15 protein-coding genes are annotated in these 16,874 nt (G+C 61.6%); 4 read left to right on the top strand and 11 right to left on the bottom strand.

Annotated elements, in window-relative coordinates; all coding sequences use genetic code 11:
• Positions 1 to 61 precede the first annotated feature (61 nt).
• A complete protein-coding gene (locus NLK60_RS14720; protein WP_254808527.1) occupies positions 62 to 1,150 on the top strand; it encodes a phosphotransferase family protein in 1,089 nt (362 codons plus the stop codon).
• 15 nt (positions 1,151 to 1,165) lie between these two features.
• On the opposite strand, the gene moaC is transcribed toward NLK60_RS14720, so the two are convergent.
• The 4 genes from moaC to NLK60_RS14700 form a co-directional block, all read right to left on the bottom strand.
• Positions 1,166 to 1,735, bottom strand: a complete 570-nt coding sequence (moaC, locus tag NLK60_RS14715; RefSeq protein WP_425499055.1) for a cyclic pyranopterin monophosphate synthase MoaC — start codon at positions 1,733 to 1,735, stop codon at positions 1,166 to 1,168.
• The gene (locus NLK60_RS14710; protein ID WP_254810497.1) at positions 1,722 to 3,209 is read right to left on the bottom strand and encodes an NAD(P)H-hydrate dehydratase; all 1,488 of its coding nucleotides are present in this window, start codon (positions 3,207 to 3,209) and stop codon (positions 1,722 to 1,724) included. Before NLK60_RS14710 ends, moaC begins: the two co-directional genes overlap by 14 nt.
• A gap of 175 nt (positions 3,210 to 3,384) precedes the next feature.
• Positions 3,385 to 3,672, bottom strand: coding sequence for an acylphosphatase (locus NLK60_RS14705; protein ID WP_254808526.1), 288 nt, complete (start codon positions 3,670 to 3,672; stop codon positions 3,385 to 3,387).
• 36 nt (positions 3,673 to 3,708) lie between these two features.
• On the bottom strand, positions 3,709 to 4,614 hold the full coding sequence (locus NLK60_RS14700; RefSeq protein ID WP_254810496.1) for a DNA-3-methyladenine glycosylase family protein: 906 nt from the start codon (positions 4,612 to 4,614) through the stop codon (positions 3,709 to 3,711).
• A gap of 94 nt (positions 4,615 to 4,708) precedes the next feature.
• On the opposite strand from NLK60_RS14700, the gene NLK60_RS14695 reads away from it, so the two are divergent.
• Complete coding sequence (locus NLK60_RS14695) at positions 4,709 to 5,188, top strand: DUF555 domain-containing protein (protein WP_254808525.1); 480 nt, start codon at positions 4,709 to 4,711, stop codon at positions 5,186 to 5,188.
• Between the two features lie 253 nt (positions 5,189 to 5,441).
• Here the strand turns inward: NLK60_RS14695 and NLK60_RS14690 are convergent, their stop codons facing one another.
• The 4 genes from NLK60_RS14690 to NLK60_RS14675 all read right to left on the bottom strand — a co-directional run bounded on the left by NLK60_RS14690 (position 5,442) and on the right by NLK60_RS14675 (position 7,627).
• A complete protein-coding gene (locus NLK60_RS14690; RefSeq protein ID WP_254810495.1) occupies positions 5,442 to 5,678 on the bottom strand; it encodes a UPF0058 family protein in 237 nt (78 codons plus the stop codon).
• A 261-nt stretch (positions 5,679 to 5,939) separates the two neighbouring features.
• Entirely contained in the window at positions 5,940 to 6,119 is a 180-nt protein-coding gene (locus tag NLK60_RS14685; protein WP_254808524.1) for a zinc-ribbon domain-containing protein, read from the bottom strand.
• A 73-nt stretch (positions 6,120 to 6,192) separates the two neighbouring features.
• Positions 6,193 to 7,158, bottom strand: a complete 966-nt coding sequence (locus NLK60_RS14680; protein WP_254808523.1) for a transcription initiation factor IIB — start codon at positions 7,156 to 7,158, stop codon at positions 6,193 to 6,195.
• Between the two features lie 184 nt (positions 7,159 to 7,342).
• Positions 7,343 to 7,627 (bottom strand): DUF357 domain-containing protein, encoded by a 285-nt coding sequence (locus tag NLK60_RS14675; protein ID WP_254808522.1) that lies wholly within the window; start codon positions 7,625 to 7,627, stop codon positions 7,343 to 7,345.
• 220 nt (positions 7,628 to 7,847) lie between these two features.
• Here NLK60_RS14675 and NLK60_RS14670 point away from each other — a divergent pair, with 220 nt between their 5' ends.
• Positions 7,848 to 9,158 carry a DUF389 domain-containing protein gene (locus NLK60_RS14670; RefSeq protein ID WP_254808521.1) on the top strand — a complete coding sequence of 437 codons (1,311 nt, stop codon included), beginning with the start codon at positions 7,848 to 7,850 and terminating at the stop codon, positions 9,156 to 9,158.
• 160 nt (positions 9,159 to 9,318) lie between these two features.
• Positions 9,319 to 10,689: an FAD-dependent oxidoreductase gene (locus NLK60_RS14665; RefSeq protein ID WP_254808520.1), complete on the top strand. Its 1,371-nt coding sequence runs from the start codon at positions 9,319 to 9,321 to the stop codon at positions 10,687 to 10,689.
• A 552-nt stretch (positions 10,690 to 11,241) separates the two neighbouring features.
• Here NLK60_RS14665 and NLK60_RS14660 read toward each other — a convergent pair.
• The 3 genes from NLK60_RS14660 to NLK60_RS14650 form a co-directional block, all read right to left on the bottom strand.
• Positions 11,242 to 13,632, bottom strand: a complete 2,391-nt coding sequence (locus NLK60_RS14660) for a BGTF surface domain-containing protein (protein ID WP_254808519.1) — start codon at positions 13,630 to 13,632, stop codon at positions 11,242 to 11,244.
• 461 nt (positions 13,633 to 14,093) lie between these two features.
• On the bottom strand, positions 14,094 to 14,858 hold the full coding sequence (locus tag NLK60_RS14655) for a VOC family protein (RefSeq protein WP_254808518.1): 765 nt from the start codon (positions 14,856 to 14,858) through the stop codon (positions 14,094 to 14,096).
• Between the two features lie 164 nt (positions 14,859 to 15,022).
• A complete protein-coding gene (locus NLK60_RS14650) occupies positions 15,023 to 16,741 on the bottom strand; it encodes a Na+/H+ antiporter NhaC family protein (RefSeq protein WP_254808517.1) in 1,719 nt (572 codons plus the stop codon).
• Positions 16,742 to 16,874: the final 133 nt, after the last annotated feature.

Below are 16,874 nucleotides of genomic sequence, written 5' to 3'. Positions count from 1 at the left end.
ACCGTGTAAGCAGTAGCACACCCCATCACCACTTTTTGTACGTGAGCGAGTGGGTCCGAGTATGACGGGAACTGCGCCACCGCTCGAAACCGCCCGACTCGAGGGCTACCTCGAGCGCCAGGGGATTGCCGTGACCGGAATCGAGGTGATGGCCGACGGGCTCAACTTGCTCTGTAGCGTGTCGACCCCAGCCGAGTCGAACGCCTTCGTCCTGCGACGCCCGAACAAACTCCGAGAGAGCGACCTGTTCAACGACCTCCGCTCGGAGTATCGACTCCTCTCGAGACTGGTGGAAACGTCAGTTCCAACCCCCGAGCCCGTTCACTACTGCACCGACACGGCCGTTCTCGACGGCGAATGGTTCCTGATGGAGTATCTCGAGGGAACCCCGATTCCGCTCGGGAGCGACCTCCCCGAAGGGTTTCAAAATCCGACTGATCGACGAGCGCTCGCGCAGAGGATCGTCGATACGCTGGCGAAAATACACACGCTCGAGCCCGACTCGTTCGACGACGTCTGTGAACGACAGACGCCCCTCGAGCAGGTCGCCATCGCGAAAGACCGCCTCGAGACGGCGGCGACGGTGACGGGACGGGAATTTCCACGCCTCCGGTCGATTGCAACCTGCCTCGAGGACAACCCACCAGCGACGACGCGGACGACGCTGGTTCACGGCGATTACCGACCCGGAAATCTGCTGTTCGCCGAGGACCAACCAACGGTGACAGGCGTCATCGACTGGGAGACGGCGATACTCGGAGACCCGCTGACCGAACTCGGCTATCTCTTGCTCCGATGGCGCGACGAGGGTGATCCGACGCCGGACCTCGATTCCCTCGAGTCGAAATACCAGGGGAGCGAGGCTCTCGAGCACCTGCGAGAAACGAACCAACGGGGTCTGGCCCCGTATACCGCGAAACCGGGCAGTCCGACCCGTCAGGAACTCGTGGCTCGCTACGAACAACGAACCGGCTACGCGTTCGAACACGAGCGGTTCTATCGGGCACACGCGGCGTTCATGCTGGCGACCGTCTGGGTCGACCTCCACCGGCACTCCGTCGAGATCGGGAGCGACGCCGACTGGGAGCCACACATCGAGTACATGGCGATGGTCGCGACGGCTATCGTCGATGGGGGACTCACGCTGTGAATCCTCGGGTGGTAGCTACCGCTCGCGTTTCCGTTTCTCGAGCACGCGAACGTTCTCGATTCGGGTCGCCGGGTACTGCCCGTCTTCGTCCTTTTCGACGGCTTTCACCATGTCCCAGACGACGTTGAGTCCCGTCGTCACTCCCTCGAGAGCCTCCATCTCACAGCCGGTTTTGCCCGTCGTCTCGACGGCGACCTCGAGTGAGAGCGTCGCATAGTCAGCCCCGTCGTCGTCCGCAGTGTCGAGGAACTCGAACGACGTATCGACGTTCGTGATCGGAATCTGGTGACACATCGGAATCGTCTCCCAGGTGTGTTTGACGGCCTGAATCGCGCCGACTCGAGCGGTCGCCAGTACGTCGCCCTTGTCGACAGTGTCCTCGCGAATCGCCGCTGCCGTCGACTGCCGAAGGTGAATGTCCCCGGCTGCGACCGCCCGTCGTCGCGTATCCGGTTTCGAGCCGACGTCGACCATCTGTACATCGCCGTCGTCGGTCGTGTGCGTGAGCGACGCCTTACCCGGTCCCTCTTCATCCTCACTGTCGTTCCCATTCGACGTCATCGGCCGGTCCTCACTCATCGTCATCCCCCCATAGCGCTGGCGGAATCGCCTCGAGCAGGTCCGTCGCTAGTAATCCCGCGTGGGTGTCGGCCGCGACCGACTCGCCGGCCCGTCCGTTGACGTAGGCACCGACGGCGGCCGCCTCGAGCGGGACGTTGTGCTCGAGCAGGCCGGCCGTAATCCCGGCGAGCAAGTCCCCCGTTCCGCCGACGGCCATACCGGGGGTGCCGGTACGGTTCAGCCTGGTCGTCTCGCCGTCGGTGATCACGTCCGTGGCTCCCTTGACCAGAACGACGTGCCCGAGGTCGCGAGCGAAGGCTTCGATCTCGTCGGCGACCGCCGCCGGATCGTCGGTCGCAGGCCCGCCCATCCCCTCGAGTTCGCGCGTATTGGGCGTGCAGACGAGCGTGGCGTCGGTGTCGACATTCGGGACGATCCCCAGCGCGTCGGCGTCGACGACCGCCGGGCCGGTGTAGGACTCGAGGAACGCACGCACAGCCTCGATCGTCGTGTCGGCCGTGCCCAGTCCGGGACCGAGGATGACGACGTCGTCGTAGCGTTCGGCCGTCTCGACGAGGTTCGGCACCGCCTCCGGGGTGAGCACGTCGCCGTCGTAGGGCTGGACGATCAGGTCCTGGCTGTAGCTCGCGATCTCGCCGGCGACCGTACTCGGGGCCGCCACGAAGGAGAGTTCCATCCCCGTCCGAAGGGCTGCGAGGGCTGCCAGCGCGGGCGCGCCGGTGTAGGGACCGCCGCCGATTACGAACCCACGGCCGGTTCGAGCCTCGGGACGAGCCAGTCGGCAGTCACCGGGACCGACGAAGCGTGCTGCGGCCGCCGGAATGCCGATATCGGCGACCTCGAGCGACGCCGACAGCGCCTCGAGGCCCGGTTTGGCGTCGTGAAAGGTGACGACGTGATCGGCCTCGACGCCGTTCGTGGCGTGGTCGCCGTCGTCAGCGTCGAATCCCGACGGAACGTCGACACTCAGAACCGGGGCGTCCGCCGCGTTGATTTCGGCGGCCATCGACGCCGCGGGTTCGCGGAGGTCACCGGTGATACCCGTGCCGAGCATGGCATCCACGACGAGGTCACATGCCGGCAACGACGCGTCTCGAGAGTCCCGAATCTCTCGCAGGTCGTGATCGGCGGCTTCGAGGGCAGCCCAGTTCTCGCGGGCAATCCGTGTCCCGATGGCGTCCGCTCGGCCGACCAGGACCGTCGTGACGTCGTACCCCTCGAGAAAGCGGGCGGCGACGAAGGCGTCACCGCCGTTGTTGCCGCGGCCGGCGACGAGACAGACGCGCGGTGGGTCGCTGGAATCCCGGGCGTCGGAGTCGATTCTATCGCCCTCGCGGTGGCTGGCTCTCTCGTCCTCGAGCAGGCGTTCGACCGCACGGGCGACGGCGTGCCCGCTCGATTCCATGAGCTGCTTCTGGGTGACGCCGAGGGCCGCGGCGTTCTGGTCGACGGCGGCCATCCGTCTGCCGGTGATCATACCCCTCGCTTCGGCTGCCGGCCCGTTGAAGATTCCGGAGGCACACCGGCGAATCTCGAGGCACGCCGCACTCGAGTGAGAATAGCGACAGCATTCGCTCACGGTAGAAATATGATAGCTATTGAAATAATACAAACTTGCTATAGAAGCCATATCAGGGTTCTGAGACACTGGCTCAGTACCGAACCTCGAATCCAGCGCAGTCAGTCGGTTCCTCCATGGTTACCTCGACGTCTTCGACGGTCGCCGCGGGCGACCCCTCGTGGCACCACTCGACCATCGCCTCGACGCTGTCAGTGTCGCCCTCGAACACGGCCTCGACGCGGCCGTCCTCGAGGTTCCGTACCCAGCCGTCGACACCGTGGTCCGTCGCGGTGTCTCGAGTCGTCGCCCGGAAAAACACGCCCTGGACGTTTCCGGAGACGAACACGTGTGCGCGGATTCGTTCGTCGGTTTCGGTCATGGGAGAACGGACTGTCGCAGCGGGCAAAAAAGTTTGTCAGGCACTCGAGTCGACCGCACCCGTCCGAAGATGGTGGAACAGATAGGTCTGGGCGTAGCCGGCGTAGCAACCACCGAGGCGCTCGCGAATTGCCCTCGAAGTGTCGGCGTAGTTCCCACGGTCGCAGTCGGGATAGTACTCCGCAATCGCGGATTTGATCCAGGTGTCGAGCGGAACGGCTTCGTCGAATCCCAGCGCGAACAACAACACGCAGTCGGCTACTTTGTCGCCGACGCCGACGAACTGCGTCAGGTGCTCGCGGGCGGCTTCGTACTCGAGGGCTCGAGCGTCCTCGGGGTGCGCCTCACCCTCGGCGACCATCGCTGCGGTTCGTTCGACGTAGGGCGCACGATAGCCGAGGCTGAGATGCCGCAGGTCGGCTTCGGTCGCCGCCGCCAGCGCCTTCGGCGTCGGAAACGCGTAGATCGTGTCGCCCTCGAGCGTGTACGGTTCGCCGTATTCACCTGCGAGCGTCGACACCATCGTGTGAATCCGCCCGACGCGCATCTGGGCCGAACAGATAAACGAGATGAGAGTCCCGAACGCGGGGTCTTCGACTAATCGCATCCCGTCGTGGGCTGTGTAGGCCTCCTGAATCAAAGCGTCGTCGGGTGCATCGGCAGCAATCGCCTCGAGGTCGTCGTCCAGTCTGAGCAGGCGGCGAATCGTCGGGACGGCGTCCTCACCGGCTCGCCACTCGAGGCCGCCGTTCGTGCCGTCGGGCTGGCGAACCCGAATCGGGACACCGTCGACGACCGTTTCGTACCAGGCGTTCGGTGCCGGTTGATCCGTGTACATCGCCCCATCGCTTCGCGTCCAGAGGTAGCTCTGTCCGCTCTCGAGGGTTCGATACAGGTCGAAGCCGCCGACGAATTCGTCGCTCGAGATGACACCCGTTTCCATCGACCGGAGGTTAGCGAGCGCGAGTAAGGGCCTTTCGAAGGCGCGCTCCACACGCAGGCGAACCTTCATAGCATATGCGACACAATACCTACCCATGCACTGCAGGGTTGTCGTCGAAGCTGCTGTGCCGGTGTACGACGTCGAGACGGAGGACGAGGCAATCCGCATCGCCATCTCAAAGACTGGCGAGATGCTCAACCCTGACCTGAACTACGTCGAAATCAACATGGGTGAACGAACCTCCCCGGGCGGGGAAGAGCTGCCACCTGCCTTTATCGCCGCCGACGAAGCCCTCGTCGCCCTCGAACTCGAGATGACCGTGTTCAACGTCGAACGCGAAGAACACGCCTCACGGATTGCCCGCAAAGAGATCGGCCAACGGCTCCAGAACATCCCACTCGAGGTGCTCAGCGTCGAGATTATCGAAGACGACGACGACGAAGACGACGCGGAAGCCGAAGACGACCAATCGGCCGATGACGACGCTTCGAGTGACGAGGCGGCTGACAACGATTCGGAGACGAGTGACGAAGACGATGACGTGCTCCCCGAGTTCGAAGACCTCCTCGAGTGACCACTCTACGGCGACGAGGCGAAGCTATACTCGGGAGTCACACTCGAGCGTTGTTAGGAGGGTTCATCTCGAGCATTGAGAGGGATTTTGGAGGGCCCATCTCGAGCGTTGGAAGCAGCCGCTACACCGTGTTTCACTCGGCTACTGCTGGCTCGAGGACGTCTCGGCAGGCACCCGTCGAGAACGACAGTAGATGGAGATGAAGAGCCGTTTCACTCAGCAGTGAGCGTGTCGTGGGAGTGCGTCGTAAATTTCAGTCGGCAGTTGCGGCAACTGCTTCGGCTTCCCCCTCCCGCATCGAGTCCGTAATTCCCCCAGCAAGTGCAAAAACAGCAGCTTTGTGATCAGTTTTCGATTTGTGAATGGATGTCGGCCGAATACCAAGCGACTCGTATTCGTCGAGAGCTACAGGACAGTCGTTCCATTTGGCACACTGGTTCGATACCTCGGCAAGAAGGCCGTGAAGGTGAATGAGCTCTTGTTTCTTCATAACCATCAAATGCTATCCACTGCAGGGTTATATTATTATCTTGAGTCTCGTTAACACGGTTCTCGGGTGAAAAAATCGGTGTACCTACAAGCACGCGCGAGATTCACCAGCAGCGACAGTTTGTAAAATCGGGGCAGGCCCCAGGACCAACTCGAGATTACTCATCAGATACGTGATCCGTACGGAGGCCCAATAACACGATTTACGTCGAACAAGGGGCGATTGAACGGACGCCAGAGCGGTGCGCTTGAATCTCGGCGCTCACCCGAGCTGTTTCAGCGTTCGCAGATCGCGATCGGTTCGCATAAACTCGGACATACGCCTCGAAGCGTGACAGTTGGGGCAATGAAACATCGCCGTGGTTTCGGGCAACTGGTCGGGTGTCACTTGCCACTCTTTCGTACATTCAGGACACAACAATTGAACGGTCGTCTCGACCATGCCACTGCATTACACACCCACCATCAAAAACGTTGCCGCGTTCACGCGGTCACCCCAACGCAACTGGCCGTGATCAGGCCGTCATCGTGTCGCTGGCCTCGAGCAACTCCTTGTAGCGGTTTCGGATCGTCACTTCGGAGATGTTCGCGACCTCACTGACGTCGTTCTGGGTGACCTTCTCGTTGGTCAACAGTGCGGCGGCGTACACCGACGCGGCCGCGAGGCCGACCGGCGATTTGCCGCTGTGGACGCCTTTCTCGCGGGCCGAGCCCAGGAGGTCACGAGCCCGACGCTCGGTCTCATCGGAGAGGTCGAGGTCGCTGATGAACCGCGGCACGTAGCTCTCTGGGTCCGCCGGCTTGATCTCGAGGTTGAGCTGGCGGACGATGTAGCGGTAGGTCCGGGTGAGCTCCATCCGGTCGACGCGGCTCACGGCCGAAATCTCATCGAGGCTGCGCGGCGTGCCAGCCTGACGAGCGGCGGCATAGAGCGCTGCCGTCGCGACACCCTCGATCGAGCGACCTGGGAGCAGGTCCTCGTCGAGTGCGCGTCGGTAGATCACGCTGGCCGTCTCACGGACGTTCTCCGGCAGCCCCAGGGCAGAGGCCATGCGGTCGATTTCGCCGAGGGCCTGTTTGAGGTTGCGCTCTTTGCTGTCACGCGTTCGGAACCGCTCGTTCCAGGTTCGAAGTCGCTGCATCTTCTGACGCTGGCGACTCGAGAGCGCCCGGCCGTAGGCGTCTTTGTCCTGCCAGCCGATGTTCGTCGAGAGGCCGTGGTCGTGCATCATCTTCGTCGTCGGCGCACCGACGCGAGATTTCTGGTCTTTCTCCGCGCTATCGAAGGCTCGCCACTCCGGACCGCGGTCGATTGCATCTTCCTCGACGACCAGTCCACACTGGTCGCAAACCGTCTCTGCGTGCTCACTGTCGGAGACCAGGCGGCCGCCACACTCCGGACAGCGCTCTTCCTCACTCGTCTGCGTCTGTTTTTCTCGCTGCGTCTCGCCACTATAGGTCTGGATTTTCGTATCTGTCATGGTATCACGGGTTGGTTACTCGGGGCTACCGGGTGGGTAAACCAGAAAATATGCCCGGTTGCCTCGGCTAACACTGAGTAAGGGCGAAAAGTACTTAAACCTTTCGTCGAGTTTATAAACGATACGCGAAATAGTTATGTACGTTTCGGTTATAAAATGATTAATTGTCAAGGAGAAATCTCGCCTAGACGGTAAAGAGGTGCCCCTCTTCTGGAACGTCGAACAGCCCCACTCGAGCGCCCGCATCGAGCCAGGCGTGGCCGTAGGAAAACGCAGCCAGTGCGTTGACCAGATCGTCATCGGCTTCGAAATGGCGACCGTCCTCGAGATATGAGGCGGCCATCTCGTAACACTCCTCGGCAGCCTCAGCCATCGGCGTGCCCGCGGGCGGCGCGATAGCGGCCGCCTCGAGTGCTTCTGTAAGCAATCGCCCGTAGCGTTCGGTCTTCTCCTCGAGGTCTGCAGCCATACGGGCACTGGCTCACGAGCCTACGTAAGTGCGTCGTCGAGAAGGAGGTAAAACGACTGTATCCACCCGATGTTTCGCTGCGTGAAATGAAAATCAACACGTATCACACAGGTCGATGTAGAGGCCCTACGGGTGTCCAACCGAACGGGAACCGAGTATCTCCCGAACGGGAACGTAACAGTAACCGGACAACTGCATCGGTTCCCCGCCCGTCTACACAATGCGTCTGATACAGGCTCTCGTCCCGACATCCAGGCGATCAAACGTCCTCGAGACGCTCGAGAACGAAGACATCGACTACGTCATTACCGACGAGTGCAGCGACCGCGAGGACGCCGAAATCGTCCACTTTCCCGTGCCGACACAGGCCGTCGAACACGTCCTCACCGCACTGCGAGAGGCAGGACTCGAAGAGGAGTTTCTCGTCGTCAGCCAGATCGAGACGGCCCGAACCTCGAACATCGAGGCGCTCGAGGAACGCTTTCTCAGCGGAACCGAAGCCGACGACAGCATCTCGAGCGCCGAGATTCGAACCCGGGCGCTGAACCTGACGCCCGGTCGGTTGACCTACTACGCGATGACCGTCCTCAGTGCCGTCGTCGCAACCGCCGGGTTGCTCCTCGATTCGCCGGCCATCGTCGTCGGCTCGATGGTCATTGCACCACAGGTCAGCGCTGCGCTTACGGGAACCGTGGGCCTCGTCCTCGAGGACCGGCCGATGTTCGTCGACGGGGTAACCTCGTTGCTCGGTGGCCTGTTCGTCGCGGTCTTGAGTGCGTTCGCCCTCGCCTGGAGCGTCCGCTACGTGGGCATCGTTCCCTCAGCCGTCGAGATCACGGCGATTTCACAGATCCAGAACCGAATTTCGCCGGGACTCCTCGCCGTGGTAGTGGGCCTCTGTGCGGGCGCAGCGGGTGCCTTCGGCCTCGCAACTGCCCTCTCGGTGTCCCTCGTGGGCGTCATGATCGCCATCGCGTTGATCCCCGCTGCCGCAACGGTCGGTATCGGCCTGGCATGGGGATACCCGACCGTCGCCCTCGGTGCGTTTGTGTTAGTCGTGGTGAACACGACCGCTATCTTGCTCGCCGGCGTGGCCGTCTTCTGGTATCTCGGCTATCGTCCCGCCGACTGGTCGGGCGGAACCCTCCGGGGGAACCTCACCGCACAGCGACTCAAGACCGGTGCCCTCCTCGTCGGCTGTCTCGCCATCGTCCTCCTCGCTGCCGGATCGCTCCTCTACGGCCACGTCGGCTTCGAAAACGACATCAACGACGGCGTCAGGGAAACCCTCGCCGATGACGCCTACGCCGACCTCGAACTCGTCGCCATCGACACGACCTTCCAGGACCGCGGGCTGTTCGTCGAGAGCGCCGACGTCACCGTAACCGTCGCCAGACCTGCCGATACTCCTTACCCCGACCTGGCGGACACGCTCGAGACACGAATCGAAGCGCAGACCGACCATTCCGTGACCGTGACCGTTGCGTTCGTCGAACACAGTGACTCGAGTGAGGGTGACTCGACACCGTGAGCAATAGCAGCCAGTGAAAGTCAGTGCACACAAAACCGCAAGCGTGCGCGGCGGTAAGTGGGTAAATCGTTTCACTGACGACGACAGGTGCTGTGCGGCGAAACGCACAGCTCCTGCTGAGAACGCAAGGCGTTTACCCCGCGTTTCCGTACACAGGCGTATGAGCGAGCAGCCTCGAGTCGAAATCTATACCAAGACGAACTGTCCGTACTGTGAGAAGGCCAAAGACCTCTTCGACGCGAAGGGAGTCGAGTACGAGACCTACAACGTCACTGGCGACGACGCGCTGTTCGAGGAGATGGTCGAGCGCGCCGACGGTCGCAAAACCGCCCCCGAAGTGTTCATCGACGACGAACTCATCGGCGGCTGGGACGACACCAGCGCCCTCGACGAGACGGGTGAACTCGACGAGAAACTGGGCATCGCCACCGAACGCGACTGTGACATCGTCGAACACCGGAAACTGCTCATCGCCGGAACCGGTATCGCCGGTCTTACCGCCGCGATTTACGCCGGCCGATCGAACAACGAGCCACTGGTGATCGAAGGTGACGAACCCGGCGGCCAACTCACGTTGACGACCGACGTCGCCAACTACCCGGGCTTCCCCGAGGGCATCAGCGGCCCCGAACTGGTGAACAACATGAAAGCCCAGGCCAAACAGTTCGGCGCGGAGCTGAAAAACGGTATCGTCGACTCCGTCGAACGCATCGGCGACAGCGACTCGGTTTCACCGGCCGACGCTCGAGACGTCGGCGCGTCCGAACGGTCGTTTTGCGTGGAGTTGACCAACGGCGACGTCTACACTGCCGACGCGGTCATCGCGGCCTCGGGAGCCAGCGCCCGCACGCTCGGTATCCCCGGCGAGGACGAACTCATGGGCTACGGTCTCTCGACATGTGCGACCTGTGACGGGGCGTTCTTCCGCGACGAAGACATGCTCGTCGTCGGCGGTGGCGACGCCGCTATGGAAGAGGCCTCTTTCCTCACCAAGTTCGCCGACACCGTCTACATCGCCCACCGACGCGAGGAGTTCCGCGCCGAAGACTACTGGATCGACCGCGTCCACGAACACGTCGAGGAGGGCAACATCGAGATCATGAAAAACACCGAAGTAATCGAGATTCACGGCTCCCAGGAAGGCGGCGTCGATCACGTCACCATGGTCCGAAACGAGCAGGGGCACCCGACCGACCGCCTCGAGGACCCCGACACCGAGGAGTTCGACTTCGACGTCGGCGCGGTCTTCTTCGCCATCGGCCATACCCCGAACACCGGCTACCTCGAGGGCACCGGCGTCGTGACCGACGACGAGGGCTACCTTCGCACCAAAGGCGGCGACGCCGGCAGCCAGACCGAAACCGACGTCGACGGCATCTTCGGCGCTGGCGACGTCGTCGACTTCCACTACCAGCAGGCCGTCACGGCCGCCGGGATGGGCTCGAAAGCCGCCATCGACGCCGACGAGTACCTCGAGGACCTCGAGCGGGCGGCTGAGACGGAAGCGGAAGTGGCGGCTGCAGACGACTAATCCACCGGACCACCCGATTCGTTTTCGATCAGCGATGACATTCTGAAGGAGCGCAAACGGCCACCCACAGGTTCGAAGATCGACTAGAGTTGTCCCTCGGTGCACGGGACGATGGCGTGTTAGTGGGTGCGACAGGCTACGTGGCGGGACTAGACGGTTCGCATGGCTTGCACCGGAACGGGGCAGTGATCGGTAGCGACGAGAAGCAATGCGTGAACTCGAGATGAACGGAGCGTGTGTACGAGTCAGGGTCCAGTGAACGCCGTCGTTTCGACGCTCGGTGACTGCCCAGTGGATCACGTCTAGACAGGATTAGTGACAGTTACTGACTCGAGAAAGGGTCAAGAAGGCGCTCGAGCGAGGGGATGAGCCTCGAGTGACTGTTTCACGAAGGATGGGCCTCGAGTCGGGGTGGGAAATTGCTGAGCCGTGGGTACAAAAATGCGCGGCGCTGTCGCTGTGTGGATAGCGTCTATAAAAAATCGCACCGCGGGGCCCGAACGCGTGTTCGGGTGGTTGTTAGCGACGAAGTCTCAGTGTGGTGTGTGAGACTTAGTCCTGACGGCGGAGTGCCAGCATGGCGGCTCCGAGCAGGGCTGCGAGTGCGACAGCGACACCGAAGCCGGGCTGACCGTCGTCACCGTCGTCGTCGGCGGTGTCGTCGGTCTCGTCGGCGTCGTCAGCACCGTCGTCGGTTTCGACGTCGTCAGCACCATCGTCGGTTTCGCCGTCGTCGGCCTCACCATCGTCGGTTTCGCCGTCGTCGGTCTCACCGTCGTCGGTTTCGCCGTCGTCGGTTTCGCCGTCGTCGGTCTCACCTTCGTCGACATCTTCAACGGTCAGGGTGCCCGAGAGGGCTTCCTCACCGTCGATCCAGAGTTCCCAGTCGTAGTCGCCAGCGGCGGCGTCTTCGACGGTTGCACTGAATTCTTCGGAGTCACCAGCGTCGAGGGTGATCTCCTCTTCGTCGATGAGAGTGTCTCCACCGAAGACGAACTCAGCACTCGTGGTGCCTTCTGCGTCGCCGGAGTTGGAGATGTCGACCGTGACGGTCACGTCGTCGCCTTCAACAGGCTCGGCTGGGTCAACGTCGACGTCGCCGTCGAAGATTGGTCCAGTCGAGTCATCCTCGGTGATGACTGCGTTCTCGCGGACGTCCTCAGCGGAGAAGCCGTAGCCGTCGAGGCTTGGCGTGACGGTGAACGTGTCACCGGCTTCACGGTTGTCGAGGTCGAACTCGGCAGCGAACGTACCATCATCCTGGATGGTAGCCGTGCCGCGAACGATAGTCTCGGTGAAGCGGAGGCGGTAGTCAACGTCCTGACCGGGTGCAACGTTGGTCTCGCCTTCGATCACTGCAGCGTCACTCTTCTCGACGGTGAGGCGGTCCTCATCGTCGAATTCGCCAACGATCTCGAGGGACGGCGCGACTGCCGTCATGAGCTGGTTGACGGATTCGGAGTCATCGTCTGCAACGTATGGGTTCTCGTCACTGATGGAGAACACGGTGTCGATTTCAGCAGGCGTTTCGAAGGTGTAGCGTTCGCCTTCGTCTTCGAGAGCCTGGCCGAGGTCAGCGGAGCTGACTGCGACGAAGAACTGGTTGTTCTCCTCGTCAATCACGACTTCGTGATCGACCTGGGACGCGTTCACGGATGGGGCGCTACCGTAGACGGTTTCTTCGGTGCTCTCGAACTCGAGCTCGAGACCGTTCTCACCGAAGTCGCCATCGAAGTATCCGTAGAGACCGGACGCTTCGACCTGAACGACAACCGTGTCGCCGGCAGCGATTTCGTCAGTCATAATGCCGGCATCTGGGATGTCGGCAGGGTCAGCGTCAGCAACTTCGCTGGGGCTGAGGCTGGTGGTCCACGTGGTCAGATCGTCAGTGGAGCGCTCGTTGAGCTGGATGAATGCGATGTCAAGGACTTCGCTTCCATCGTCCTGAGCGACTTCCATTTCGATCTCACCGGGGATGATGCGCTCACCATCGAGGTTGAGATCTGCGGGCTCGTTAGCCTCGACGATATCGGTGTCATCTCCAGGCGTGAAGACAGCATCAGCATCGCCCTGAGCTGCTGCGAATGTGTTGAATTTGACCGTAGCAACACCGTCATCGGCCGTGGTGGAGACGGTGAAGTTTGCGCTGTAGAAGTCGTACTCGTCCTCGAGGGTCACGTACGCCTCGTCACCGCCTTCAATGTCGATTTCGAACTCGACAACGTCACCGACTTCCTGATTCTGGAAGTCCTCGACGAAGTTGACATCGTATGCGTCAGCATCGTTGACAGTGATGCTTGCAGTGTCCTCAGCGGTGCTGTCTTCAACGCTCACGGTAAACTCGTAGTCACCGGCTTCGTAGCCGCTGAAGGATGCGTTGAGCGAGTCGCCCTCAGTCACGTCCTGAATGAGAACGACATCGTCGTCCTCACCAACGAGTTCCGCATCTTCGAAGGTCGCGTTGATTTCCTCAGCCGTGAGGTCCTCAGCGCTGACGGTGACGTTCACCGTTGCTTTGCGGTTGTCAGACTCGAAGTCGAGAGTCGTGTCGTCACCAATGGTGACGGTGTCGTCAGCAAAACCAAAGCCGACGTTCTGCTCACGAATCTCGAATGGGCCGTGGTCACCATCATCGTCTCGGATGACGTACTCGTCACCATCGAGGTCCGAAGTGTCGATCGTGACAGTGTCACCATCGACGTTCAGGTTAGTAACCCACGTGCTCGATTCAGTGTCTCCTTCACGAAGCTCAGCATCACCAGTAATTCCCGTTACCTCTATCGTCTGACCGGCGAAATAAACGCCGCTCAAATCGTTTTTGTCCACCGAATCGTCAGCCGCAGTAGCAGCGCCTGCAAAGGCAGCGCCACCGATGGCGACGACCGAAAGGACCATCAGCACAGCCATCAGGGCTGAGCTAATCTTCTGTTTAGTTCCTGTCATGTTTATCGTTTGTATCTGTTTACGGCGACAGTCTGTTCCTGCCAATTACACATTACCGCGTGTAAGGCCATACTAACTACTGTCACCCTGGGTAGGGGTATTAGATACCGATGGACTGTTATTATAAATGCTTTGTGGTGAAATAGGGGTGTGTCAAACCCACACACATAGCCTGAAACGCCCGAATACTCCCGAATTGCTCCAGCGGGAAACCCTGGATTACTCGAGACCCACATATAAACCCTCGAGACACTCACTCCTCGAGAAATGGATAGGCAACTGCCACGAGAACGTGGTACTCGAGGCGGATGCCCTTCGTCGTCTAGGGAGGTGATACTCCTCGAGGAAGTACACACCAGTCGACAGTCTCGAGTCGATAGTCATCATCAACGAGAACGGTCGAAATACGGGAAAATCGTAAACCGGTCACAGTGCAGCGGTCGAAAGACTAGTGTAGCGGTTCAGTCTTTTCGCACGATCTCGATCTCGTGCCCGTCCTGGTCTTTGGTAAACGCGTAGCGGTCGCCACAGGATTCGGGGTCCCGATAGTCCTCGGATTCGCGCTCGAGCACCTGTTCCCAGGCCTCGTCCAGATCGTCGACGGCGACCGCGAGGTGGCCCCAGGCATCGCCCATCGTGTACGTGCGCCCGTCGTAATTGTACGTGAGTTCGACGCTCATCTCCTCGGGCGCTGCTCCCTCCCGGCTCATGAAGTAGTTCGCGAAGGTCTCTGCCTCCCAGCGACCCGTGTGCTCGTACTCGAACGTTCGGAGCCAGTAGCCAAGCGCCTCCGTGGCATCCTCGACGCGGATCATGGTGTGGTCGAGGCTCCACTTCGCGCCGTAATCGCGTTTCACGATCTCGATCTCGTGCCCGTCCGGGTCCTTGACGAACGCGTAGCGGTTCCCACAGGATTCGGGATCGCGGTAGTCCTCGACGCCCTCGTCCATCAGTTGCTGGTAACTCGACTCGAGTTCGTCTTCGGGGACGCGCACGGCGATGTGCCCCCAGGCGTCGCCCATCTCGTAGGTGCGCCCGTCGTGGTTGTAGGTCAACTCGAGCAGCGCACCGTCCTCGTGGACGTCTTCGGGGCCGAGAAAGACGTTGGTGAAGGTGTCGGCCTCCCAGCGGCCTTTCTCCTCGTAGTCCAGGTGCGTCTGGTACCACTCCAGGGATTCTTCGAGATCTTCGACACGAAGCATGACGTGATCGATAGGTGCGTCCATGCGGGGATATGCAGTAGCTGACGGCAAAAGAGTAGCGAAGGCGGAGAACGTGTTGGGGATACCGAGTCAGTGCAGCACGCAGCAGCTTGAAGGTGCGTGGAACTATCGGGGGCTCGAGCGGTCCCGTCTCCACTCGAGTGGCCCAGGACACCCACGACTCGCTCTCAGTCGTCGGACTCGGACCCGCTGGCCGAGGTCGGGTCTGTGTCCCCACCGGCTCCCGAACTCGAGGTGCCGCCGAATCCGCCAGCCGATGTTTCCTCCCAGTCGACCTCGACGCTCGAGGCGACGGGGTCGACACCCTTGCGCTGTGCGTCGAGGCTCGAGAGCCCGTAGACCAGGCCGACGAGGACCAGCACGCCAAGGGGCAAGAACACGATCGGGGGCACCCCGAGGTAGCCGTTGAGCAGGTACGCAAAGACGACGACGAGGAGGACGGTCACGGCATAGTACGCCTGCGTGCGCACGTGGTCGATTAGATCTGCCCCGGTAAACGTCGAGGAGAGCACCGTCGTGTCCGAGATAGGTGAGGTGTGGTCACCGAAAATCGCCCCGGAGAAGACGGCGCCGACGACGATCGGTGCGAGCGTGAAATCGCCCGTCAGGTTGAACGCGACGGGCAGCGCGATCGGCGTCACGATTCCCATGGTCGCCCACGACGAGCCCATCGTGAACGCGATGAACCCCGCCGTCAAGAGGACGACCACCGGGAAGATTGCCGGCGAGAGCACGCCTTCGGTCGCCGCAGCGACGTACTCTCCGGTGCCGAGGTCGGTCGCGACAGCGCTGATCGACCAGGCGAGCACGAGGATGGTCACCGCGGTCAGCATCAAGGCGAACCCGTCGAGCACCGTTTCGACGCCGTCCTCGAGGTCGAACAGATCGTAGACCAGGCCGAGTACGATCGCCGAGAGCACCATCGCGAACGAGCCCCAGACCAGCGCAGCAGCCCAGTCGGCCTCGCCGGCTATCGTCTCCGCGAACTCGCCCATCGTCAGTCCGAGGACCTCCCCCATACCTGCCAGTTCCGCCGCCTGATACCCCGTCCAGAACGCGCCAACCGTCGTCACGGCGATCAGAACCACGATGGGGACGAAAAACGTCCGTAACATCGGCCGATCGAGGACGGGCTCCCCGAGGTCTTTTTCCACCTCTTGCAGGGGGACGGCGTCCTCGCGGGTGACGTTCCCGGTCTGCCAGGACCGGTGTTCGGCGTCGAGCATCTCGCCGTAATCGCGCCGCGAGAGGACGATGATGCCGACCATCGCGATCGCCAACAGCGCGTAGGCGTTGTACGGAATCGACTCGAGGTACACCGTGAACGCGCTGGGCGTTTCGACGCCGGCGGTTTCCTCGATGTCGGCGAACGCCTCGCGAACCATCGAGAGCTGGAAGGCGACCCAACTCGAGATGGCGATGGTTGCCACGGGCGCAGCCGTCGAGTCGACGATGTACGAGAGCTTTTCTCGAGAGATTCGCATCCGGTCGGAGATGTCTCGCATCGTCGAGCCGACGATGGCCGTGTTGGCGTAATCGTCGAAAAAGAGCGCGATACCGAGCAGCCAGGTCGTCACGCCCGTCGTTCGCTGGCTCTCGAGGCGTTCGACCGCCCAGTTTCGAACGGCGATAGCACCGCCGAGTCGCCAGATGAGGGCGACGCCCGAGCCCAACAGCAAGGTGAAAATCAGGATCTGTGCGTGGAACATGTCCGCGATCGAGCCGGCGATCCAGTCGAACGTCTGTCCGACGCCGAGTCCGCCGGTGAAGATGACCCCGCCGATCCAGACGCCCACGAACAGCGAGAGGATGGGTCGACGAGTCCAGATCGCCAGCGCGATGGCTAACAGCGGCGGAACGAGCGAAAGGGCACCGAATTCGGACATAACACGGCCACAACGGCGATTAGCATAAGTGTCAGTACAGCCGGATTGATCTGTCTCGAGTAGTATCCGATTTCCGTATCATTGTTTCGGGTTACCACGCGTTCCCTGGCCATGGGCAGGCTACGGCCGAACG

The organism is Natronosalvus amylolyticus, from assembly GCF_024298845.1.
GTDB lineage: Archaea > Halobacteriota > Halobacteria > Halobacteriales > Natrialbaceae > Natronosalvus > Natronosalvus amylolyticus.
This window is presented reverse-complemented; position numbering and strand designations above follow the sequence as displayed.